The sequence below is a fragment of the Gynuella sp. genome, from assembly GCF_050297175.1.
In the GTDB taxonomy this organism is placed as follows: Bacteria; Pseudomonadota; Gammaproteobacteria; order Pseudomonadales; family Natronospirillaceae; genus Gynuella.
The window spans coordinates 64,266-86,653 of the sequence record NZ_JBNKSF010000043.1 but is presented as its reverse complement, the minus strand read 5'-3'; the positions used below and the strand labels follow the sequence as shown (position 1 = coordinate 86,653).

20 protein-coding genes are annotated in these 22,388 nt (G+C 45.7%); 12 read left to right on the top strand and 8 right to left on the bottom strand.

The annotated features are described in order from the left end of the window. Nucleotides 1–2 precede the first annotated feature (2 nt). From ACQY6I_RS18315 to ACQY6I_RS18300, 4 genes are all read left to right on the top strand, one after another. Nucleotides 3–359 carry a hypothetical protein gene (locus tag ACQY6I_RS18315; RefSeq protein ID WP_094392716.1) on the top strand — a complete coding sequence of 119 codons (357 nt, stop codon included), beginning with the start codon at nucleotides 3–5 and terminating at the stop codon, nucleotides 357–359. Continuing rightward, complete coding sequence (locus ACQY6I_RS18310) at nucleotides 346–2,319, top strand: type IV secretion system DNA-binding domain-containing protein (protein WP_428242952.1); 1,974 nt, start codon at nucleotides 346–348, stop codon at nucleotides 2,317–2,319. Before ACQY6I_RS18315 ends, ACQY6I_RS18310 begins: the two co-directional genes overlap by 14 nt. Beyond that, nucleotides 2,316–5,423, top strand: coding sequence for a MobF family relaxase (mobF, locus tag ACQY6I_RS18305; protein ID WP_428242951.1), 3,108 nt, complete (start codon nucleotides 2,316–2,318; stop codon nucleotides 5,421–5,423). The genes ACQY6I_RS18310 and mobF overlap by 4 nt, the downstream gene beginning before the upstream one ends. Before the next feature lie 99 nt (nucleotides 5,424–5,522). Then, complete coding sequence (locus ACQY6I_RS18300; RefSeq protein WP_428242950.1) at nucleotides 5,523–7,046, top strand: hypothetical protein; 1,524 nt, start codon at nucleotides 5,523–5,525, stop codon at nucleotides 7,044–7,046. Between the two features lie 91 nt (nucleotides 7,047–7,137). Here the strand turns inward: ACQY6I_RS18300 and ACQY6I_RS18295 are convergent, their stop codons facing one another. Then, nucleotides 7,138–9,735, bottom strand: coding sequence for an AAA family ATPase (locus ACQY6I_RS18295; protein WP_428242949.1), 2,598 nt, complete (start codon nucleotides 9,733–9,735; stop codon nucleotides 7,138–7,140). A gap of 511 nt (nucleotides 9,736–10,246) precedes the next feature. On the opposite strand from ACQY6I_RS18295, the gene ACQY6I_RS18290 reads away from it, so the two are divergent. From ACQY6I_RS18290 to ACQY6I_RS18280, 3 genes are all read left to right on the top strand, one after another. After that, complete coding sequence (locus ACQY6I_RS18290) at nucleotides 10,247–11,059, top strand: hypothetical protein (RefSeq protein WP_428242948.1); 813 nt, start codon at nucleotides 10,247–10,249, stop codon at nucleotides 11,057–11,059. A 31-nt stretch (nucleotides 11,060–11,090) separates the two neighbouring features. Beyond that, nucleotides 11,091–11,480, top strand: a complete 390-nt coding sequence (locus tag ACQY6I_RS18285; protein ID WP_428242947.1) for a hypothetical protein — start codon at nucleotides 11,091–11,093, stop codon at nucleotides 11,478–11,480. Between the two features lie 133 nt (nucleotides 11,481–11,613). Next, complete coding sequence (locus ACQY6I_RS18280; RefSeq protein WP_428242946.1) at nucleotides 11,614–12,279, top strand: hypothetical protein; 666 nt, start codon at nucleotides 11,614–11,616, stop codon at nucleotides 12,277–12,279. 71 nt (nucleotides 12,280–12,350) lie between these two features. Here the strand turns inward: ACQY6I_RS18280 and ACQY6I_RS18275 are convergent, their stop codons facing one another. From ACQY6I_RS18275 to ACQY6I_RS18245, 7 genes are all read right to left on the bottom strand, one after another. Continuing rightward, nucleotides 12,351–12,707 (bottom strand): hypothetical protein, encoded by a 357-nt coding sequence (locus ACQY6I_RS18275; RefSeq protein WP_350893311.1) that lies wholly within the window; start codon nucleotides 12,705–12,707, stop codon nucleotides 12,351–12,353. A 2-nt stretch (nucleotides 12,708–12,709) separates the two neighbouring features. Further along, complete coding sequence (locus ACQY6I_RS18270; RefSeq protein WP_428242945.1) at nucleotides 12,710–13,873, bottom strand: hypothetical protein; 1,164 nt, start codon at nucleotides 13,871–13,873, stop codon at nucleotides 12,710–12,712. Then, nucleotides 13,866–14,252: a hypothetical protein gene (locus ACQY6I_RS18265; RefSeq protein ID WP_072670310.1), complete on the bottom strand. Its 387-nt coding sequence runs from the start codon at nucleotides 14,250–14,252 to the stop codon at nucleotides 13,866–13,868. The genes ACQY6I_RS18270 and ACQY6I_RS18265 overlap by 8 nt, the downstream gene beginning before the upstream one ends. A gap of 488 nt (nucleotides 14,253–14,740) precedes the next feature. Continuing rightward, a complete protein-coding gene (locus ACQY6I_RS18260; protein ID WP_428242944.1) occupies nucleotides 14,741–15,244 on the bottom strand; it encodes a hypothetical protein in 504 nt (167 codons plus the stop codon). Beyond that, a complete protein-coding gene (locus ACQY6I_RS18255; protein ID WP_318584300.1) occupies nucleotides 15,237–15,701 on the bottom strand; it encodes a type II toxin-antitoxin system antitoxin SocA domain-containing protein in 465 nt (154 codons plus the stop codon). Before ACQY6I_RS18255 ends, ACQY6I_RS18260 begins: the two co-directional genes overlap by 8 nt. A gap of 63 nt (nucleotides 15,702–15,764) precedes the next feature. After that, nucleotides 15,765–16,973 (bottom strand): tyrosine-type recombinase/integrase, encoded by a 1,209-nt coding sequence (locus ACQY6I_RS18250; RefSeq protein ID WP_428242943.1) that lies wholly within the window; start codon nucleotides 16,971–16,973, stop codon nucleotides 15,765–15,767. Between the two features lie 180 nt (nucleotides 16,974–17,153). After that, nucleotides 17,154–18,020, bottom strand: a complete 867-nt coding sequence (locus ACQY6I_RS18245) for a YicC/YloC family endoribonuclease (RefSeq protein WP_428242942.1) — start codon at nucleotides 18,018–18,020, stop codon at nucleotides 17,154–17,156. A 111-nt stretch (nucleotides 18,021–18,131) separates the two neighbouring features. On the opposite strand from ACQY6I_RS18245, the gene rph reads away from it, so the two are divergent. The 5 genes from rph (at nucleotide 18,132) to ACQY6I_RS18220 (ending at nucleotide 22,356) form a co-directional block, all read left to right on the top strand. After that, nucleotides 18,132–18,854 (top strand): ribonuclease PH, encoded by a 723-nt coding sequence (gene rph / locus ACQY6I_RS18240; RefSeq protein WP_428242941.1) that lies wholly within the window; start codon nucleotides 18,132–18,134, stop codon nucleotides 18,852–18,854. 6 nt (nucleotides 18,855–18,860) lie between these two features. Beyond that, nucleotides 18,861–19,592 carry a 4-hydroxy-tetrahydrodipicolinate reductase gene (gene dapB / locus ACQY6I_RS18235; protein ID WP_428242940.1) on the top strand — a complete coding sequence of 244 codons (732 nt, stop codon included), beginning with the start codon at nucleotides 18,861–18,863 and terminating at the stop codon, nucleotides 19,590–19,592. A 3-nt stretch (nucleotides 19,593–19,595) separates the two neighbouring features. Then, nucleotides 19,596–19,883, top strand: a complete 288-nt coding sequence (locus tag ACQY6I_RS18230) for a DUF1244 domain-containing protein (protein WP_428242939.1) — start codon at nucleotides 19,596–19,598, stop codon at nucleotides 19,881–19,883. 384 nt (nucleotides 19,884–20,267) lie between these two features. After that, the gene (locus ACQY6I_RS18225) at nucleotides 20,268–21,215 is read left to right on the top strand and encodes a sensor domain-containing diguanylate cyclase (RefSeq protein ID WP_428242938.1); all 948 of its coding nucleotides are present in this window, start codon (nucleotides 20,268–20,270) and stop codon (nucleotides 21,213–21,215) included. Between the two features lie 190 nt (nucleotides 21,216–21,405). Further along, nucleotides 21,406–22,356, top strand: a complete 951-nt coding sequence (locus ACQY6I_RS18220; protein WP_428242937.1) for a sensor domain-containing diguanylate cyclase — start codon at nucleotides 21,406–21,408, stop codon at nucleotides 22,354–22,356. Nucleotides 22,357–22,388: the final 32 nt, after the last annotated feature.

Sequence of the window (22,388 nt, the reverse complement as noted above, 5' to 3'; positions counted from 1 at the left end):
CAATGGGAGTTTCTAAGGCGTACCGCGTACAAATATATCCACCGAGACAAGTTCATATTTTGTTGAAGGAATTAGCTAAAGAATCGGGACAAACGGTTAGTAAAACGGCGGTGTCTTTGATCGAGCAGGCGTTAAATAATGACTCAACACTGCACGAAATCAGAAACGTACAAGTGGATCAGAAGGAGATTTATCAGCAGTTAATTAACCTGCTGTCGATCAACGTAGCAACCACCGATTTTCTGCTTAAAAAGACCTGCTCTGAGGATGAAATGGCTGAGGCTAAACAGGTCATTTCAGCCCGCACAAATGCTTTGCGAGAGTACTTCATTGGAGGTGCTGAAAATGGCAACAATTAGAAAAGGTCGAGTCGGTGACTTTGTTCGTGGTGCTGACACATGGCTTCATAGCCAGCAGATGTTGTTATTCAGCGGGATTTGGATATTTCTGCCTGGTGTTTTGTTGGCGATTGTCGTGGGCCTGTTATACCTATGGGTAGACGCCGATAAATGTGTCTTGCAAAACGCTAGTACATATCTTTGGGCACAACTGAAGGGACTAGTACAACCATTTTCAAGCGTAACTGTAGGAACCTGTGTTGCCCTAGATGGGCGAGAATCTCTGCCATCCTCTGTGGTGATAAATGAACCACTATTCCAGGGCGCTGCTGTTAAGCTTCTCAAATCCTTTGGATGGGCTTTCAGTTCGCTCTTTGTATTGTACTTGCCTATTGGTGTTTATCTTGTTGTTAAGGCCGTTAAAAGAGGTAAGGAAATCAAAGAAGACAAATATATTCGAGGGGCAAAACTCGTTTCAGCCGAAAAGTTGAAAGGAGAAATCGTAGAAAAGCATGGTATTTCTAATTTAACCCTCGGCGATTTCCCTTTACCCACAGGATTTTCAAAAAAGCATACCTTGATTAGTGGCACCACCGGAGCCGGTAAATCTACAGCACTAACTCATTTGCTTAAAGCCATTCGCGCTCGTGGAGACCGAGCCGTGGTATATGACAAGAAAGGCGAGTTCGTAGAGATGTTCTATCGGGACGGGATTGATCACATACTCAATCCGGCAGATAGCCGTTCACACCAATGGACTCCATGGGAAGAAATGGCCTCACCATTTGATGCAGACTGGATAGCGGAGACACTCATTCCGGAGGACAAATCTAAAGGAGGTGATCCATTTTTTAGGGACTCGCCGCGCCATGTGTTTTCCGCTGTGTTACAAAAACTCTATATGGATGGCTTCCGATCTTTAACCACCCTTTTGCGGGCTACTGCTTGGAGTGATTTAGAGCTATTAACAGAATTAGTAGCAGGGACACCGGCTGAAACTCATTTTTCCGAAGGCAATGAGAAGACGTTAGCAAGTATTCGGTCAACCTTAGTTAATGGAGTCTTACCACTGCGGTTACTGAAAGAAGAAAATACAAAGGGGTTTTTCTCAATAAGAGATTGGATAGCAGAAGGCGATGAACCTAATGCCGATGATAGTTGGTTATTCTTACCAGTACGAGAATCTGAAATAGAAATACAGAAACCGCTTATCTCGACCTGGATACAAGCTGCGGCCAAAGGGTTGATGGCACGCGGGGTTAATAACGAGCGGACTCTTTGGATTGTTGTCGATGAGCTACCAAGCCTCAAAAAAATTCCTGCTCTTTCAATGTTGATGGCTGAAGGGCGGGGCTTCGGTGCCGCTGTTATTTTGGGTATTCAGGAAATAAACCAATTAGAGGAAGAGTTCGGGAAAAACACCTCTAAAACCATACTAGGCTTATGCTCCACGCAGCTTCATTTCCGTTTGAATAATGCCGACACTGCGGAATGGGTCTCCAAGGTGCTTGGTGAAGCTGAGCGTGAGGAAGTTGATGAAGACTTAAACTACTCCGCCGATGACATTCGAGACGGTGTTCGGGTCAGTTCTAAACGCCAAAACCGAAAAATTGTTCTTCCCAGTGAAATCATGGACCTGCCTGATTTGTCTTGTTTTGCCAAAATTTGGGGCGTGGAGAGTAAAGCCCGTATTGATATTCCTTTCTTGAGACTTCCAAAGATCGCTGACGGTTTTATTCAAGGTGATGAGAATGAGACTGTTGGTATGCGTCTGCTCAATGCCGCAAGAACAATGAAAATGGAATTTGATACTGACTTTGTTCCGAAAGAACTTTCTAACGCGCAGGCTACTGATGAGCCTAAAGAGCAAGTGCCAAGCCCAAGTGACATTGAGCAGGAAGTACATTCAGTATTGGGAACGGTCGGAATGGATGATGATTTGGTATTTGGTCTGCTTGGGAAAGGAGGCAAAAAATCATGATGTCACCCAAAGCAATAAAAAGTGCCTCGCAGGCAGGTCATTACTTTGAAAAAGACGATTATTATGTCGATGGCCTGTCTCCGTCTGAGTGGGTTGGTTCGGGAGCAGAAGCGTTAGGTTTATCAGGAGACGTGCAGCGAGAAACTTTCAAATCTCTTTTGGAAGGCCAGCTTCCCGATGGGCAGAGAGTTGGAACTATCAGAGATGGTGAGTGGAAGCATCAACCAGGAACGGATGTAACCTTCTCAGCGCCCAAGAGTGTTTCTATTCTGGCTGAAATTGCTGGTGATCAAAGGTTACTGAGCGCCCACGATAAGGCCGTGCACGCCGCTCTGCGCTATATAGAACAGGAATATATTGTTACTAGGAACCGTAACCGGTCCGAGAATAGAGTCGAGTACGAAAAAACCGGCTCGATGGTGGCCGCCACCTTCAAGCACACAACCAGTCGCGCCCTCGACCCACAGCTCCATACTCATTGCGTCCTGATGAACATAACACAGCGCGGTGATGGGCAGTGGCGTTCCACTGAGAACAAGCCCCTCTTTGTTGATCAGAAGCACTTAGGCCTCGTTTATCGGCAATATCTCGCTGAAGAAGTGTGCTCTTTGGGGTATAGCCTGGATCATGCAAAAGATGGAACTTGGGAAATTACAGGCCTTGATAAAGATGTTGTCCATGAATTTTCGAAGCGTTCAGAGGCTATTGGGGATGCCTTGGAAGCCCGTGGAAAAACCAGAGACACGGCTACAGCCGCCGAGAAAGAGGCTGTTACTCTAGACACTCGGGATAGAAAGGTTCAGGCAGAACGGGGTGAACTTCTTGAACGCTGGCATGCTGAAATCAGCTCTGAGAAGCTGACTGAGTTGAAAGAAGTAATAGTTCTGTCACGGAAAAACATTCCAAGCCTAGAGCAGCAATCCGAGGCAATTTTATTGCGGGTTCAATTAGCCAACGAAGCCGTCATGTGGGCGACTGAGCACCTTGGAGAACGTGATACGTCTTGGGCACACCACGATCTAGTCAAAGTGGCTAGCCGTTATGCCGGATCGCGAGTACTACTTTCTGATGTAAAGAATGCAATTGATGCTGCAATTCGCAGTGGTCAGCTCATAGAGAAGTCGGTTAGAACCTTTGATAAGGTCAGCAAGCAAGAGATTGATGTTCGGGGATATACGTCGAAAGCGGCCATCGCCATTGAGGATGAGGTGATCAAGGAGGAATACCTTGGCCGCGACCGAGTTCAGGCATTTTGCAGCCGGGAGCAGGCGACTGTAGCCATTTCCAATGCCGAGGAGAAGGCGAATGAACTTGGATATGAGTGGAATGCTGACCAAAGGAAAGCCACGGAGGGCATTCTGCTTACCGAGAACCGGATCGTCGGAGCGCAAGGGTTCGCTGGTACGGCTAAAACTACCTCCGTCTTACGAACCGTAGCTGATACAGCGAGGGAGATGGGGTATGACGTGAGGGGGCTCACACCTACGAATTCTGCTGGTCAGAGTCTGATAGAGGGTGCTGGAATTCAGTCTGGAACGATTCAGTCTTTTCTAGCACAAAACCGCAACGAGTGGGTTCAAGAACGGAAAACTCGTGCCCAGATCGACAAAATTAATAAGCGGTTAGAGCAAATCGAAAAAGCCCTCGCCAATCCGTATGTGGATGAAAAAAATGGGGTTCGTATTCCCGAAAATTCACCGCTCTATCAAAAACGGCTCGACGAACTCCGTTACGAACGAACAGAGTTGCAGGGAGAGTGGGAGGAGCTTACCAAGGGCCTGCAAAAAAATCCGCAGCTATGGGTGGTCGATGAGGCCAGTATGGTGGGAACTAAGCTGATGCGTGACCTGCTACAGCGGGCTGGTCAAGTGGGCGCTCGCGTCATTCTGACGGGTGATGTCCGGCAGCTCGCCTCAGTTGAGGCTGGCGCAGCGTTTCGGCAGCTACAGAACCATGGGATGGAAACCTACCATCTGGAAGAAATCGTTCGGCAGACGAACCGAGGTACTCGGGATGCGGTGTATCTCTCCCTTATGAAGAATGCCTCTCACGCTCTCAGTCGATTAGAGGAGAGCGGTAGCACGATAAAGGAAATGGTCTCTCGTAAAAAAAGCGGAAAGATCGACCATGAGAAAAGCGGTGAAGTCCGCAGACAAGAGCTTGTGACGGACTACATGGCTCTTGCGCCGCAGGAACGAGCCAAAAGTATTATCCTCGAACCAAGCCGAGAGGGCCGTCGTCGCACGAATGAATTAGTTCGTGATGCCCTTAAAAAAGAAGGTGCTCTGGGCGAAGAGCTGCATACTAACCAGCTATCACCAGTCGATGCAACCGAAGCTGAACGGCGTGTGGTGACATCGTATCAAAATGGGCAAATCGTCCGGTTTGCGCGTAGCTTCAAGCGTGAGAGCATCAAGAAGGGCCTGTATTATCAGGTTGTTGGTCGAGATAACCACGATATCTTGCTTAAGAAGTTCGGGGCCAATGAGCAGGCTGAGCTGATTCGCTTCTCCCCTGAACGCTATTCGGCCAAGAACATCCAGATGTTCAACCTAACTGAAAGTGGTTTGGCCGTTGGTGAGAAGATCGTGTGGCGTGATAATGATAAGCCAACTGGACGATTGAACAATGACACGGCCACGGTTGAGAAGATAGAAGGTACGAACGTAACCTTCAGACTTTCAAATGGTAAAACTGGTGAGTTTGACATGTCCAAACTGGCTAATTCCCATTGGGATCACGGTTACGCCATGACTGTTCACGCTGCCCAAGGTAAGACAGCCCAGAACGTGTTTGTGCACGCGGAAACCAACCGGGAAGCTTTATTGAACACGGAACAGTTCTACGTGCAGATATCAAGAGCTAAGGACCGCGTGTATCTCTATACCGATTCAAAAGAAGGGCTGGTTCGAGCTGTAGAGCAGCGTTCAGGTCAAAAACAGACGGCTAAGGAAAGCCATTACCAGTCTCTGGAACCGCTGGATCACTTGATTGATAAGCTATGGCAACAACCAGAGTCAGGACGCTCGTCAACGCAGACAACTGGTAAATCTCAGGCTAAAGGTATATCAAGAGGCGACAGTGAACGCAGTCTAACAAGATAATTGCAGTCTATTGTCCAAAAAGGGCAGTTTGGCGTACTGGCTAGACTGCCCTTTTATTTAAAAATGGAATGGATACAGAACCTAAAGGGAGATCTAAAAGTGAAAATTCTTTTTACGTCAATCGTTGTAATGACTTCACTGGCAGGTTGCTCCGCGACCATGCCTAACATCGCCGGAAAGACTAAGACAGATACGTCGGTCCAAAAAATTGAAAAATCAGATCCGGACATACAAGCGGCACTAGCCGACATGAAACTCGTTGGATTCAGACAGGAAGACTTCGGCAGTGAGGAGGCATTCAACTCGGCAGCTAAGATGGTGGCAAATTTAGGTGCCGAGTGGCTAACCTTCAATTCTTGGACCGAGGCGTTGCTAGATCCGGGTTATCAATCAGCAGCCCTAGAGCGCATTCGTACAGCCAACGATGAGCGACGCCAAAAAGAAAGGAAGGTGAATTTTTCAAAAATAGATCGCTATTCCGACGACGCAGATAAGGCTATGAAGTATGGATTCCATGATTGCTTCAATGATTCTGGTCAAATGTTCTCAGTAGACGATTTTATCGACCATTATGCGCTTACCAACGTTGCCTCTTTCAAAAGCACGGTTGAGCTTTATGAACGTTGTCTAATCAACGGAGGTAATGAGTGTACAGAGAACGGTCAGGAACTGAGCTTGGATAAATTCTTGGTGAACCACAATGCAGCCGCTCCACAAGCGCGTAAGGAGCTAGCCTTTAATGAATATTACGAATACTGTGCAGTGCGGACTCCAGTTTCATCTGTTCAATACACTATCGCGTCTCATGATAATGATGTGATGGGCAGCCTTATTGCGGCAGCGGCGTCGCGAGTTGGTTGGGATAGTGCGCTTAAAATGTCTCGTGATGTGTTAAACATGCAATCCAGATCTGGAGCAATGAATATGATTGCTGCCAACTTCTATAATTATCAACGAACTGGATACTTTGATGCGTTTGATATCAAACCGTACGCCATAGGCCGCTCCAGCGTCATATCCGTAATGCACGTGGGGGGTATGTGTGCAGCGTTTGGTACAGATAATAGCAGCCAGGATAGTGACATCGAAATTGATGAGCTCGCTATCGCGCTGGGAGCTAAACCTCGTCAAGCGGATGGAGGTTACCATTGTTTGAAATGGACAGACGGTAACTGGAAACGTGTTGCTGATTATATTGCTGTCGAAAGCGAGGGTCTTCGTGGGTTTATGTCGGTGTACTCTCCTGCATTCAACAACTATCAGGTGCCTTATTGGAGCTATCCCGGTCCGTACCAGCACAACTCAACTATTCAGACTCAACTCCAGAAAAAAGGAAGTGGTATTGCAAGTTACACAGAGAAAGTCACGGAGCGGGAAACCTGCTCTACATATGCGGCAGGCCATTCAGGACTCGCAACTTGGTCTTATCCTGCCTGTGATTACCTAGAAAAGGCAAGCGAGTCAATGAAGGCCAAAGAAAAAATGATGCAAGCGGCAGGTCGGTTTGATGCCTACATATGCAGCCGGTCAGATACAGTAAATGGGGATGGACAACCTGATCTATCTCGCTGTCCAACCGTCTTCACCCGAGAGCAAATAGAATTAGGCGAACATAGAAATTAAAATGCTTTAATCACCATGTTCATCAAATGAAGGTCATTTATCGTAAGATTAGTTGCGGCAGCATCATTGACTGCCGCTTTATCACATTCTTTTAGGCGGCCCGTTTTTTAAACGCCCCCATCCATTCAATGAGTTCAAGCACATCTTGTTCGAATTCTTGAAGCTCAACAGGAATCTGGGGGAGTTCATCAGCTTGTGAGTGTTCATAGACTGAATATTTTGTCATTAAGTCATCCAGAAAATCACAATCATCAGGGTTTACCTTAGCCACACCCCTTAGTTTTCCTTTGGTCATAACATCTCTTCTAAAACGAATAACAACATCATTCAGTAGGATGAATTCAATAGTTCGTTCTAGAATAATGCGAAAATCGCTGCACGCACTTTTAGCGTGTAAGTCATACGTATCTGCGTCCGCTTGAATCTGGAGTTTTCTAAGCTGAGGGATAACTTGATCTCGCACTACATTTATAGCCTTATCTGGTCGACCATCTCTCAAGCTTTGCTGCGCTAGTATTCCTGCAACTTTATCTAACCTCCGTAGTGAATGCACAATATGTTCTATTTTTTGGTTTGCTGGATTTTCACTATGCTTTTTAATCGCAGCTTCAACTAGAGCGATTAACGAAAGTCGGTGAGTGAAAATGATCACCTGCCGTGTATTCGATAATTCAATAAGGCGAGCCACAACTCTCTCTTCAAAATCTTGGTCGAGTGATGAAATGGGATCATCAAAGATAAATGGAGCTAGCTGATTTGAACCAGTTGTGTCAGCTAGGAAAGCTGCCAATGCAACGATACGAGTTTCACCTTCGCTGAGTATGGCCTCAGGAGTGTAACCAGGCTTTGCGTCAACAAGATCAAGTCCAAATGTGATTACTCCTTTTCCTTGAGGCTTGCTTTTGGGTATTACAGGCAATCGTCTACCACCAAGCGCTTTCAGTTCCTTATCAAAGCGAGCTTGGTATCCAGCATCAAGCTCAGTTCGACCAAGCTCTGTGCGTTTCGCTGTCAGTGCGTTGGTGGCTGTTAATTTAATCGCTTTATCAAGTAGTGCGACTGTAACGAGCCGCTCTCGTTCAGCAAGAATGGCTGGTTTATTTTGTGATAGCCATTGGATTGCTTTGAGTTGCTTTACTCGTTTTTCTAATTGCTGGCGTTGGCCATCTTGCTGGAGCTGTGTGAGGCTGGTTTTTTCAGCAGATAATTTCCCGACTTGTTTAGCTATTGCTTCATCAATTTGAGACCAATCGAATCCGGCAATGTCTTTCACTGATGTGCATGCCAACAATTGCGCTCTTCTCGTATTTAATGAATCATACCAAGTTCGAATAGTCTCCTCGTCGAATTGTAATTGAGTCAGTCTCGCAATCCAGTCTTCGATTGAGGGCAAGTGGACAACCTTCGCAATTAATTCTGTACTTTTAATTTCTGCAGTTTTTGCGGATGTTTCAAGCCCTGCTGTTACAAAGGCTTCGAAGCTTTTTAGCCTAGCTACACTTTCATCTGTTAACTCTTGTTGGCAAAGCACACAGCGTGAACCTTCTGTGGTAACGGGAAACTCACGATCGTGATATGCGTGACTGGCAGAGTAATTACGGGCTTGCTCCCACATTAGTTTCCAAGCCGTCTCACCTACCCCTTGTAGAGGGGCATTTGCAAATGCTTGCTGGGCAATTTCATTAGCTGTCTTTCTTGCGGAATCGGCTAAATTCTTCGCCTTATGCAACTCTTCCGCTTTTTCATCGGAGAGGCCTTCTTTAAGAGTTTTCATGGCTTGTTTAATGCTCTCATTGGCTACTATTTCTTTTCCAATAGCCACTAATCTTTCCGAGATGTTTTTTTCAGCGAGAAGATTTTCTGCTTTTACTCTTTCATCATCGAGATCCTTTCCATATTGACAATACGCCTCGATTTTTTCGGATGAAACTGATGCTTTTAGCGAGGAGAACCAGGCTTTCTCAACAGTTTCTGATAACTCTCCAGGAAACTGTGGGAGAGCGCTAATAAGACTAGACTTTTCACGGTTCAATTCTCCAGAAATTATGTCTGAAATCTGAATGAGCATTGATATGAACTTCATGCTGCTCGGCTCGTAGGTTGACTCGGTACGCCCCATGTATTGGCTTGCGGTCTTTGAATCAAATACTTGAGCGTACTTGAGCATTGAGTGAGGTTCAGCACCAAGCTGCCAATGGATGTCTCGAGAGTTGCCATCAATTGTGATTTGGCATTGAGCTTGACAGACGTGCTCTTCATTATTGAATACGTTTGGGCGTATTTCGTCTTTTGAACGGGATCCACATAGCTGTTTTATTAGGCGAGCAAAGCCACTTTTCCCCGATCCATTTTGGCCGTATATAACAGTCAAGTTGCCTTTCCCAAAAGGTAGAGAAGCTCCAGGTTTAATCGCGTTAACACCGAAGACTTCAGACAACTCTTCGATTCGAACAAGCCTCTGTATAGCCCCTGCTGAAAATGATCCCGGAGCCACCTTCTGAAATTCTGGGGCATTTTGCTTGGCAGCTTCGAGCTTGCAGAGGCGAACTAGCTCAACAATCTCGTCGTTATTGGGGAAGCGCTTGTTATCGATAAGCTTTTTGGCGGCAGTTTGAAGCCAAAAGGTTCGATCATTCAGCCATTTTTCAAAGTCACTAAGCTCTAAAGCTTCCTGAACTAGTTCAGACATCCTTGTTCTCCTTTGTTTTTTGATAGAAGAGGGTTTGTTAACCGTTTGATTTATATATATTTCAACCCTTGGTGGCGGCAAGGCACGACTACAAATGTTTCCTATAGCAAAAGCAGCCCTATTCACTCGATTGATTATCTAAGCGTAGAGAATAGCCCCATTTCTAGTGCATGTATATTGATAGGTTTTGTCCAAATTGGGCACTTTGGCGTGCCGTCTATTTTCTCGTCATCTGAAAAAATGAGGCGTTAGAACCATGAAGAGGCATCCAATGATTACCAATATTTTCAGAAAAATCTTCAGAAGAGAGCCCAAGCCTGATCTGTACTCTCAACTATCCAACCTTGTGGCTGAAATGCGGACTTATCAGGCTGAGATCGAGCGCTTTCATTCAGATATAGAGGCGTCAGCTAGCCACTTTGAACACATTACCGAGCCCAATAATTTCATTAGCGCAGAGTGGGTTAATGGAAATCTACATGTAAAACATCGTCATTAAGAGGTAATTGGAATGGAATTGAACGAAAAAGCGAAAGTTGCGGCGCTCTATCAAGAACTTAGCAAAGCTGATGTCTCTGACCCTAACAAGTTGGTTGGGCAGCTTGAATCGGCGGCTAAGTCAATTGTGCAAAGTATGAATAGTCATCCTATTAAAGATGAGCAGATTCAAACTAGCGTTTTTGATCATGCTCACATGAATGAGCAGTATCGACAGCTATCTGAGCAGCAGATGAAAATTGTTGATTCTGTCCAGTTGCTAATAAAGCAAGTTGAAAGCATGGGGCTCGATAAACCAACCCAAGATAACTGGCTCTCTAAAACGCTTTCTAACTATCAAAGAGGTTATCTTGAGAACGATATTTTCACTGAAGCAGCAGGTGCCATGGTGTGGATGGCTGCAAAGGCTATCCAGAAAATCTTTTTTGAGCCAGATAACGCCAAGCAGCAACAAGCTGCCCAGGAGCTAAAAAAAGATATTGGGAAAATGACAAAGGCCCTAGGTGTTGAGTTATCCCGCCTTCAACTAGAGGTCAAAACAGAACAGCGGCATGGACTGATGTCAGATGCGATAAGCAATGCCAAACGGTTGGAGCAAAGCGGCCAACAGAAGGAGGCTGATAAGCTGATAGTTAGTACCTATAACAAGCTATCCCAGTCTGCTCGAAAAGACTATAGCCAATATCAACCTCAACCAGAACATTATAAAGCTATAGCTCAAGCTCAAGCGAGAGAGAAAGTGCGTCACTCTGCGATAGAAAACCAAAATCAACTAAGCAACGAGCCCAAAATAGATCGAGACAAAAACAAGTCTATTTCTCGTTAATTATTATTTTTAAGCAATTGAGGAAACTGAAATGAAAAAAGCAATCTTAGCAGTGGCAACCGCATCTATGCTCTCTTTGGCAGGGTGTGCGACAAAGCATGGAATTAGCGACGCTTCACTTATGGTTTTTAAGTTCCCTGCAAGTGGTGACACTGTTGATGTGACTTACAAGATTGAGCATGGAAAAGACTGTCTCATTACCATGGCGCTCGGTCCTCAAAGTAATGAACAGAAATATATGACTGCTCTTGACTTGGAATCTCGACATTGCCTAGAGAATGTAACAGGAGAGAGTCAAGAGGGATTACATCTGGACCTCTCTGATGTTCGTTACAATAATCCGGCGGTGATTAATTTTAGCCTGACAGGGCCTAGTCCATTAGAGGAACTTGTAGCGCTAAAACCGGATAAGACAAAATAATAATCATTCCTATCCCACTTTAAAAAGGCAGATTAACCTGCCTTTTTTGTCATTTATGGTGGCTTAAAACTTATCCGGCTTTGGTGTATGTTCGAGTAAAGGTGCTTCTAATGACCATAATATGAGGATTGCCGTGTCAAAGAACTATAGATCTAAGGTAAGCAAAGCAGTTGCTTACAAAAAACTGCAAGGTGTTTTAGAAAGGCTAAATGATTGGAATGAGCTTTACTCTTCCTACTATGAAATAGAAGAGGCTGCATTAGTCGGCAGTTTGGCTAGAGGTGGTGAAAAATTTGGTGATATAGATGTGTGCTTAAAAATAAGGCGCAGCCAGCAATTCAGTTACAGTGATTGTAAAAACGACTACATAAAATGGAGGGAGCAAGTTTTAGGCTATAAGCCTCCAGCGCCTTATTCATCAGCAGAGCGCTGCATGTTTGAAACGGATGTCAGTCGCTTTATTAAGAATAGTGATGGGCGAATTGAAATGTTGCGTTGGGACCAGTTTGAGCCAATATGCTTAACCTTACAGCCATTTATAAAATTAGTAGAAAATGGCCGCGTGATCGTTGCCAATGTTGAAGAGTTAGAAGGTCATAGAATAACTTTCACCGCAGAACAAGCTCTCGATATAGTAAAGAGTGGTGTGCCAGAGAATCCAAGAGGAACAGAAGGCATATACTGGGAGTCTTACTGTGCTGCACTGAAGCTATATCCTGCGTTTATAAGAGACGCAATATTAGATCGGGATGCATACTGTGCCGCATACCATTCATTTACTGAAAAGAATGAGGCATAGATAAAATTGGAAGGCCACATTCCGTTTACTACTACAACATATAGGTAGAAGGTGAGAATGTGGCTTTTAATTTAATTTTTATCAGCTTCTTTTAACGCTTTTCTCATCTCCGCTAAGTCTCCTTCGAGGTCATCCATTGACTCACCGTTAGCCGCTTCCAACTGAGAGCGAAGTTTTTTGAGCTGCTTTATTCGCTCGTTCCTTTCAGCGTTTTCCGACGAGAGGAGGGCCTTATCATGCTGGTTGGGTAAATCAAACTCAGACCAAGCCTTAGAGAAGTCACGATGAAACTCTTCCGAGCGAATTTGTTGTTGAACTTCATGTGTTTTTTGTTGAATAAGAACTTCCTGCCTACCAGTTAAGGCAAAGTAAATCACGATGGCTGTTATTGGGCAGGCAATGATGATGCCATACAGTACAGATTTCATTTTTAATTACCCCCTTTTATGCCTGGCTGAGACACTGTGAAGCTTGCCTCCGTGGAGTTGCTGAGATTGGATGCTTCCTCAGTTTGTAAGCGCTCGGAAGTTCTCATTGAAAGATTACGGGACTTGGATGAGCGGTTGTCGGTGCTTGCATAATAAGCATTAGACGTTGATGCTTCTTTTGAGTTAGTTCTGGTAGTCGATAATGAAAAGAGAGTGTCGTGATTTAATGATGTCTCCAGCTCCCATGACTCTCCAAAGAGTGAGTTTCCTCGGCCAAAGACAGTGAACTCGCCGATTGAAGCTGACAGATTTTTTGGATCAGCAGAAAAAGAGCCACAAGACCATTCGTATTTTCCTTCATACTGATACCCTCGTGTAGATGGCACTACGCAGTTCCTTCCAAATTGTCTATCTATTATTTTCAAGGCCTTTTCTGGTAAGTCATTACGTATGAGCTGTTTACTCATTGCCTTGGCAAGCGCCATTTTTATCGCTGACTTGCCACTTCCGTTGACTGAGATCCCGCTTGATATTTCATCTAGCGTTGCTTCTGCTACAAGCCCGTATGTCACCCAGCAGACGCCCTCTCTTTTCAGGCGCTCAGAAGGAACTCTTATAGATGAAGGCATGCCAGTGGTCGCCCAGTTGAAAGCTGCCTGCTGCAACTCAACTTGGCATTGTCCCAGTGTTTTTTCTTTGTTCCAGGCCATGCAGGCCTGCACGCTTGTAACTAGGGGTTTGGGTTCTAGCTCTGGAAATTGTGGCGCTTGTGGGTTCGTAATGAGCGAACAATTTCTGATGAGGTTTGCTGTTTTCCCTCTTATAGATTTGCCTTTTTCGACATAGGCAAATAGCTCTAAGAGAATAGAAAGTGGTGCTGTTTTTACTGAAAGACGGTTAGCATTTTGATATTGCTGCCTAGATGAAGCTTCGCTTGCATTTCGAACTGACGTGGAAGTCGTGTCTCTTTTTTCCTCACCTTTTCTTGCTTCCTCTCCCTTTTGGCGTTGTAACTCCATGCTTGTCTCATCGTTCAACGTGGTTTCTTTTTGGGTGCGCTTTTCCTGTGAGGATTTTTGGCCCACAGTGGCGCTTTCTTGAGCAAGTGTAATGTTTGAGTATGCAATTAATGTAAAGGCCAGCAAACTCAATGACTTTTTAATCATGTTGAAAAGCCTCCTTGAGCAAGGTGATTTGTGAGATGCTATTGATGCTCGGCTCTACCAGCCAAGCGTATCTGTACCTTTGAATGCTTTTACAGAGCGCAACTATGTACTGATCTGCGTCCTGAGGTTCTGAATGGATTTCCCCATCTTCTTCTGCGGCCATAAAATCAGAAAAATCATCAAAGGCTGCTTTGCTTAAGTACTCAGCCAAATGAGTAGCATCGTCAGAACTTTTGCACAGCAAAACCTCCGGCCAGAGCAGTTCACCATCTGGCCCCCGATTGCCGGGCTGATCGGGCGGATCTAACCTGACGACCCAAACTTCTCTTAGCTCATGTGCTACAGCTAGGTTGAGTAGTTCAATACCATTTAACTTCATAAAAATAACTCCGTGCTTAGTGAACGGAGTCATTATCCCGCTGACAATTGCCGAGATTGGCACGCCAAACTGCCCAATTTGGACAAATGTCTTGTCTGTAGAGTCAGAAGGAAATTTCCAGATTTTGACCTAGGTTGGTGTTACTGGTTGAACGTATATAAATGAATTTAAAAAGATATTTAAGTTTCGTTACATGTCACGAATGTAAAATGTGACATGTAACGCCACTGCAAGGGCATATGTGGGAACATTGCACGTTTAAGCCTTGGGTATATTGGTTGGCTGCACGATTATCGTTTAAACCTATTGGATCGTTGCACGATAGGGGCTGCACAAAGCCCAGTTTTTGGCGTTTACTGAACAAAATTAAGGCCAAATCACATGTATACGGACTGTTTTGTTGGCCTGGGAGCGTATGTGGGGCTGTTGCACGGTTAACTAGAAGATATATGGGAACGTTGCACGATTACTCTGCTGGCTAGCAGGAGCTACATGGGAAATGCCTCATGGTTTCTATCAAGAGCAATTAGAAAAAATGCTGAGTGTGACTGGAAACCATGAACGCGCAATTTATTTTGGTCAACTCTCAGTTCAAAGAAATTTATATCCTCTGATATTTGATTTTTTACTGATTCTAGTCTTGCTTTCAAAGCCTCTGACTTCACATCTTTAAGCTCATACTTTGTATAAGCCAAGCCGTGTTTTGGGATTTTGTTACCAGATTTATACACTTGTTCCCAAGTGAAATTACTTAGTGTCGTTATAAATTTTGAAAATTGTTTTAATTCCTGATTTTCCCAATCAGAGAAGCATTGCCAGTCGCTATTGAAATACTTTAAGGCTATATAGGGTTTCAATCTTAATGCGCTTGAGTTTGTATCTATTTCTTTAGATACGAGCCCTAGGATTTCTATCTCTTTAGGCTTGGCTCTGACAATCGCTTCACCTGCTTGTTCTTTCTTTACCGTTTCCTTCGGTAGCTTTTTACCCATTTAGCTGGTCACCGTATTTTTCAGAAAAGTAAGCTTTGATGCTAGGCTTTGGGATGACGTTATTACAGCGGGCCTCTGGAGCCAGACTGCCACGAGCATCTATCCAAGGTCTGTCTTTGTGAGTCATATTCTCAAGTGTTTTAGCCGATGCCTCACCATATGCACTCATCACTTGCAAAAGAACATCTTCAACTTCCGCATCAATCTCGATTAATGCGTCTGTCATTGTTAAAGGTTCCCATCCACAATCTCTAAACTCATTGAACACTTCACGAACCACTGGCCCATGAGCCCACGCCTCAATGTCTTCTTTAAAAAGGTTTTTATCTAATAACAGTTGAGTCCACGCCTCTGCATAGTAAAGCAGCTTTTGGATTTTCAAGTGAGTCACGACATCGCCAGACTCTTTATCAAATTGATTTATAAACCAATTTGCTATATCTATCGCTCTATACATATATCCTCCGTCTATGTCAAGTCTATCAACATGTAGTTGGTTTTGTCCATGGGCTTTTAGTCATCACTCTAAGTACTTAGCTAACATATCGGCGACTTTCTGGTGTGCAACTTTCCGTTCTTCAAAGTACTCATACCGATCATATATACCGTCTACACCTCCCTGCCGGTGATTGATGCATAGCCGAGCGACGTGGTTTGGTGTTCCTACTGATGCAGCGAGACTCCTGAATGTTCGCCGTAAGTCATGTACTGTAAAATGCTCGATATCACCCATTACGTTGGGTGGCTGGACCTTCCTCCCAGCTTCTCGTCCAAACAACTTTGAGATTGCGCTATTCAGGGTGTCAGGCCCCATATGTAATAGACTGCTTCGGCGTCGGGCTGGAAAAACGTATTCAGAACCCATCGATCTTACTTTTAGCTCGGTGAGCCATGTTATTGCCTGGCTTGGCAGGGGAATAGATATAGCGATGCCTGTCTTTACCCGCCATTCTGGGATATGCCAGACAGATTCCTCTAGGTCGAACTCTGCCCAGGGAGCCTCACACAGTTCACTCTTCCTATTACCTAGTACCAAGAAGAGGCAGCACAACAAATAGTTCTCTCTACCAAAACTGTTGAGATGACTACGAAATACTTTAAATATTTTCTCTATTTCATTTAGCTCTAATGCTCGCTTACGAGTTTTTTCGAGCCCTCCAGCATCGTTTATTGTGAAAGGTGCAGCGGGATTATTAGCGGTTAGCTCAAGCTTTAATGCGTGCTTGAAAAGTTGCTTCATGTAACCCAGAGTGTCATTGGCAATGGTCAAACGGCCACTATCCCTAACTCTTTGAATTATCTCTCGAACATCCAGAGCCGTTACTTCCTGGATTTTAAACTCGCCGATGACTGGCTTAATCTCCTTCCGATATATTCGCGCTGGAATGTTGGGATGCTTTAGCCTTGGCTCTAAATCGTTTTTATACCAATCCTCAAATAAATCATCGACCGATATGATACCAGTCCACTTTTGACGCTGTTTTGCAATGAGGGGATCTACGCCTTGCCTTAAGTCACGTTTAAACACTTCGGCTTCTGATCTTGCATCGGCCAACGACATACCAGGGTACTGCCCCAGAGTCATTTGTTTACGTTTGCCGTTGCCACTATATCGAAGGGCCCAATAGGGCGCTCCTGAATCTGGAACGACAAAGTAGAGTCCTTTTCCGTCGGACTTTCTAATTGGTTCACCTGATTTTGCAAGTGCGGCCACCTGCTTTGCTGTCATAGATGCCACATGACCTCCAAATACTCACCATTTGATGCAAGTATAGCGAGGCATTACTCACCAGTTAACTCACCGCTTGGATGAAACAGATTGAAACGTACAAGAACAGGTTGGAAATAAAAAGCCCTGATAAATCAGGGCGTTGATAAGTATTGGAAAGCTTTGGAAAACAAGAGAAAATTATTCAATATTCTGAATCTGCTCCCGCATCTGTTCAATATACACCTTCAGATCCACGGCTTTTTTGGTGGTTTCGGCCAGGATGGATTTGGATGACAGGGTGTTGGCTTCGCGGTTGAATTCCTGCATGAGGAAGTCGAGGCGGCGGCCGACGGAGCCTTTTTGGGTGAGGACGTGGCGGGTTTCCTGGACGTGGGCATCGAGGCGGTCGAGTTCTTCGGCTACGTCGATCTTTTGGGCCAGCATTACGATTTCCTGTTCCAGTCGCTGTGGATCTACTTGTTCGATCAGTTCGCCCACTTTGGTTTTCAGGTTGGCCCTTTGTTCTTCAATGATTTCCGGTAAGCGAGCTCTTACTTCGGAAACAATGGCGCTGATCAGTTGCAGGCGTTCTTCGATGGCCTGGGCCAGTTCGGTTCCTTCGCGGGCCCGGTGTGCGAGCAGGTCGTCAAGGGCGTTGTCGAGCAGTTTGAACAGTTCGGCCTGAAGTTGTTCGGGGTCCAGGGCCTGTTCTGCGACAACGCCGGGCCATTGCAGAATGTTTAGTGGATTGACGTTGGACGACTGGGGAATGATGGTTTTGATCTGCTCGATGGCCTGGTTCAGATCATGGACGAGCTGGGTGTTGACGTTGAGCTGGTTGCTGGTTTGGGTCTGGGGGCTGAAACGAACCTGTACTTCCACTTTGCCACGGCTGAGTTTTTTCTTGATACGCTCGCGCAATGGGATTTCCGCCATGCGCAGGCTGTCGGGAAGGCGGAACCAGGTTTCCAGGTAGCGATGATTCACGGCTTTGATTTCGAGTGACAGAGTCCCCCATGTATCGGATGTTTCTTTGCGGGCAAAGCCCGTCATACTCAGTATCATAATGCTTTCCCAAAGACGGATCAGCGCGGCAGTATACCGGTTATTCCTTAACACCCATAGCGTCACTAAGCTACAATTCCCGCCCCTCATACATTCCGATAGGAGAAGTCAATGCGCCCTAGTGGTCGTCAACCGGATCAACTCAGAACAGTCAACATTACCCGTCATTACACCATGCATGCTGAAGGGTCGGTATTGGTTGAGTTTGGCAATACCAAAGTGATTTGCACGGCATCGGTGTCTGAGGGTGTGCCAAGGTTCCTCAAAGGTGAAGGTCGGGGTTGGGTGACTGCGGAATACGGTATGTTGCCCAGAGCCACCGGCAGCCGTAATGACCGTGAAGCTGCGCGTGGCAAACAGCAGGGCAGAACCATTGAAATTGGTCGTTTGATTGGCCGCGCGTTAAGAGCGGCGGTGGATCTGCAAAAGCTTGGCGAAAATTCCATCACTATCGATTGTGATGTCATTCAGGCCGATGGAGGTACTCGTACTGCGGCCATTACCGGTGGCTGCGTGGCGCTGGTAGATGCTTTGCGGTACATGCAGCGTGAAAAGATGATCAAGGCTGATCCATTGTTGCACTTGGTAGCAGCGGTCTCCGTTGGGGTTTATCAGGGCACGCCGGTGTTGGATCTGGATTATCCCGAGGATTCAGCTGCCGATACCGACATGAATGTCATCATGACATCTGCGGGTGGTTTTGTGGAAATCCAGGGAACCGCAGAAGCAGAACCATTCACGGAAGCACATTTGAATGGCATGTTGGGACTCGCCCGCCAGGGGATTCAGACCCTGAATGAATTACAGCAGCAGGCTTTGGCGACTGAGGAGTAACAGAACATGATCAGAGTGATGGTGAATGGCGCCCAGGGTCGCATGGGGTCAGAAGTGGTCAAGGCGGTCAGCCAGGATGCCGACCTGGAGTTTGTGGGTGGAACGGACCGGGAGGATGATCTGGCCGCGAGAATTGCTGAAATTAAACCCGATGTGGTCGTCGATTTCACTATCGCCTCTATCGGGTTTGAAAATGCCAAGACCATTATTGCTGCGGGTGTCTCGCCGGTCATAGGCACTTCCGGCTTTCAACAGCATCAGGTGGAAGAATTGCAGGCACTGGCGGCGGAACAAAAACTGGGTGGTCTGATCGCTCCGAATTTTTCGTTAGGCGCGGTATTGATGATGAAGTTTTCGGCACTGGCGGCAAAGTATTTGCCAGATGTGGAAGTGATTGAAGCCCACAGTCCGCAAAAAGAGGAAAGTCCATCCGGTACTGCTATTCGTACCGCGGAGCTGATCGCCCAGGCCCGGGTGAGTGCAACAACTCCGACCAGTCATAAAGAGCTGCTCACGGGTGCTCGGGGTGCCAGCCTGCATGAGGTGCCTGTTCATGCTGTTCGCCTGCCTGGAGTGGTCGCTCAGCAAACCGTGTTTTTTGGTGGTCTCAGCGAAACATTGAAAATTGAGCATAACTCCCAGCACCGGGAGTCGTTTATGCCGGGTGTATGCCTGGCGTGCAAAAAAGTCGGCAGTCGTGAACAACTGCTGTATGGTCTTGAGCATTTATTGGATTAAGTTATGTCAGTGACACAGAATAAAGAGATAGAAGCTGCTGTATTTCGACGGTTGTTGGAACATTTGGACAGTCGTAAAGATGTACAGAATATCGAACTGATGAACCTGGCAGGATTTTGTCGTAACTGTCTGGCCAAATGGTATGTTGCTGCAGCCGAACAGGAAGGGGTATCAATGAATTATGATGAGGCCCGGGAAATTGTTTACGGCATGCCTTACAATGAATGGAAGGACAAATATCAACAGGAAGCAACACCAGAACAGCTCGCGAAATTTCAGCAGCAATCGTAGATCTGGATGATATTGATCGGATCGTTGAGGTGGTCATCATAAATTTTGTTGACCATCGGCAGCGTTTTAAAAAATTAGGAACGTGGTGGCCATTAACCCGGCAAGCAAATAAATTTCTGTGATTATCGCTCCGAAAAATCTGGCAATATTGTGTGAAACCCTTGGATTTTCCTGAGCTTGTGATGATTTCTGCATCATGCTGTTAACCGGACATAAATGATTCTTTGGTTAATGGGGTGGTACTTTTGTATGAATGTAAGGTTCGAACAGGCTGCCATTCTGGCTGTAGAGTTCTTCTGAACAGCTATATTGTGTATATCATGATAAACGGGCGAATGGCATTCTCAGTTTCCATTAATGCATGTGAGATGGGTTAGAGTACTCATGAATGAGGAAAAAAGTGTAAAAGATCTTGCGGAAAGTAAAGCCAAAGCATTGCAAGTATTGTTCGATGATCCTGGAATTGCTGCTGCAATGTCTCGCGTGCATGTATTTGTGGTTGATCATGGCGAGGAGATTGTTCATGTGTCTCCGTCGTTGGTTCCTCAACAATGGGAGCGGTCCAGAAAAGATGCGCAGAAATGGCTTGAGCTGGTTCATCCAGAGGATCTGGACCGGGTCAGGTACAAGTGGCAGAAAGTGGTTTATGGTAATGAGGATGTTTTTGACGAAGTCTTTCGTTTCCAGGTGAATGGTGAGTATCGCTGGATTTCTCATATTGGCACCATGGTGTATCGCTACTATGATGGCCGCCCCAGTCTTTATATCGGTGCAGACCGTGATGTCACCGAAGAGCGCCTGTTGCAGCAGTTGCTGGAAGAGGAAAGAGCCAAACTGGCACAGCAGATTGTGTTGGATGATTTTCTGAATATTCCCAATCGTCGTTATCTGGATTCGGAGCAGTTCCGTTTTTTTATCAACGATGGTGAAACCCACAATGCAGTGATGGTGTTTGATATCGATGACTTCAAACAGCTGAATACCATTCTGACCCATAAAGGTGGGGATGAAGTGCTGCAGATGGTGGTTGAGCGAGTGCAAAAGTGTCTGGGTTCAAGCGATATTCTGGCTCGCTATGGTGGTGATGAATTTGTTGTGGTCGTTCCAGGTTCAAATTCCGGAAGGGTGCATGACATTGCCGCTAACATGTTGGATGCTGTAGCCAGTGCTCCATTGTCGATAGATGACTATAAACTCTCCATCAGTATTGGGTTATGCGAAGGAAATCCTGATCTGGATGTCGGTTTCTGGGATTATTTTGGTGAGGCCGACAAGCTGCTTTTCGAAGCCAAAAAACAGGGTAAAGCCAAAGTTATCAGTGGTACGTTGTAGTTTTCCAGTCTTCACGCTTGTTCGTCAATTTAAGCGTCATATAAATCTGTCATGTGACAAATCATTAGTTTGTTTGACAAAATAAAAAAAGTTTCCATGTTTACGAAATTTGTCAGTTGGGTATAGCGGTCAGAGATATTGTTATCTATGCTTATAAGATCGCGTTGTACTAATTTTGCCCATGAATAAGATGACAGATAAGGCCGAAGAAATGGAGATCATTAAGGCCAGAATCGCTGAAGTTCTATTCGATAATCCGAAAGTTGCGGAAGCAATGGCCAGGGTAAATGTGTTCGTGGTTGATCATCGTCCGGACAGTAAACGTATTACTGCATCGCTGCTTCCGGATCAGGCCGGTGCTGAATCTGAGCATGACCTCTACGGTTGGCTGGAATATATCCACCCGGAAGATCGTGAAGTAATACGGCGGCAGTGGCAGGATGTTATGACCGGAAAGTGCGATGTATTTGAAGCGACCTATCGTTTTCAGGTGAAAGGTCAGTGCTATCGGTGGATATCCAATCTGGGTACCATGGTATACCGATCAGACAATGACCAGCCCGGATTCTACATTGGTGTTGATCGTGATATCACTGAAGAACGCCGGTTGCAGCAGCTGCTTGAAGAAGAGCGTGCCCGACTCGCACATATGCTGATTTATGATAGTTTTCTGAATATCCCCAACCGCCGTTATCTCGATAGCCAGCAAACGTTGTTTTTTCACAACGATGGCCAGACACCGCTGGCCGTGCTGGTTCTGGATGTCGATAATTTTAAAGATATCAACACCGAGTTGACCCATAAAGGTGGAGATATGGTGTTGCACCAAGTTGTGGATGTATTACGGGAATGCCTGGGGCCGGACGATGTCCTGGCCCGGTATGGAGGCGATGAATTTGTAGTGGTATTGCCACGATCCTCTCTTGATCAATCACGTCAGATGGCACGGTGTATGATCGACATAGTGAAGACCATCACCTTACCCGGCGAAAAATTGGGCCAGTGCTCTATCAGCATTGGTTTATATCAAGGGTGCCCGTTACCTGAACAGAATTTTTGGGACTATTTTGAACAGGCAGACCGACTTTTGTTTGTGGCCAAAAAGGCCGGCAAAGCCAGGTTTCAGAGTGGTTGTCTCTGAACTTTGACCAATTTGTATCCTTTTTTCCGTTA

Excerpts from the sequence above, each read along its gene's own strand:
- ACQY6I_RS18315 (WP_094392716.1), top strand. The coding sequence starts at position 3 with ATGGGAGTTTCTAAGGCGTACCGCGTACAAATATATCCACCGAGACAA.
- ACQY6I_RS18310 (WP_428242952.1), top strand. The coding sequence starts at position 346 with ATGGCAACAATTAGAAAAGGTCGAGTCGGTGACTTTGTTCGTGGTGCT.
- mobF (WP_428242951.1), top strand. The coding sequence starts at position 2,316 with ATGATGTCACCCAAAGCAATAAAAAGTGCCTCGCAGGCAGGTCATTAC.
- ACQY6I_RS18295 (WP_428242949.1), bottom strand. The coding sequence starts at position 9,735 with ATGTCTGAACTAGTTCAGGAAGCTTTAGAGCTTAGTGACTTTGAAAAA.
- ACQY6I_RS18290 (WP_428242948.1), top strand. The coding sequence starts at position 10,247 with ATGGAATTGAACGAAAAAGCGAAAGTTGCGGCGCTCTATCAAGAACTT.
- ACQY6I_RS18285 (WP_428242947.1), top strand. The coding sequence starts at position 11,091 with ATGAAAAAAGCAATCTTAGCAGTGGCAACCGCATCTATGCTCTCTTTG.
- ACQY6I_RS18275 (WP_350893311.1), bottom strand. The coding sequence starts at position 12,707 with ATGAAATCTGTACTGTATGGCATCATCATTGCCTGCCCAATAACAGCC.
- ACQY6I_RS18270 (WP_428242945.1), bottom strand. The coding sequence starts at position 13,873 with ATGATTAAAAAGTCATTGAGTTTGCTGGCCTTTACATTAATTGCATAC.
- ACQY6I_RS18265 (WP_072670310.1), bottom strand. The coding sequence starts at position 14,252 with ATGAAGTTAAATGGTATTGAACTACTCAACCTAGCTGTAGCACATGAG.
- ACQY6I_RS18260 (WP_428242944.1), bottom strand. The coding sequence starts at position 15,244 with ATGGGTAAAAAGCTACCGAAGGAAACGGTAAAGAAAGAACAAGCAGGT.
- ACQY6I_RS18255 (WP_318584300.1), bottom strand. The coding sequence starts at position 15,701 with ATGTATAGAGCGATAGATATAGCAAATTGGTTTATAAATCAATTTGAT.
- ACQY6I_RS18250 (WP_428242943.1), bottom strand. The coding sequence starts at position 16,973 with ATGACAGCAAAGCAGGTGGCCGCACTTGCAAAATCAGGTGAACCAATT.
- ACQY6I_RS18245 (WP_428242942.1), bottom strand. The coding sequence starts at position 18,020 with ATGATACTGAGTATGACGGGCTTTGCCCGCAAAGAAACATCCGATACA.
- rph (WP_428242941.1), top strand. The coding sequence starts at position 18,132 with ATGCGCCCTAGTGGTCGTCAACCGGATCAACTCAGAACAGTCAACATT.
- dapB (WP_428242940.1), top strand. The coding sequence starts at position 18,861 with ATGATCAGAGTGATGGTGAATGGCGCCCAGGGTCGCATGGGGTCAGAA.
- ACQY6I_RS18230 (WP_428242939.1), top strand. The coding sequence starts at position 19,596 with ATGTCAGTGACACAGAATAAAGAGATAGAAGCTGCTGTATTTCGACGG.
- ACQY6I_RS18225 (WP_428242938.1), top strand. The coding sequence starts at position 20,268 with ATGAATGAGGAAAAAAGTGTAAAAGATCTTGCGGAAAGTAAAGCCAAA.
- ACQY6I_RS18220 (WP_428242937.1), top strand. The coding sequence starts at position 21,406 with ATGACAGATAAGGCCGAAGAAATGGAGATCATTAAGGCCAGAATCGCT.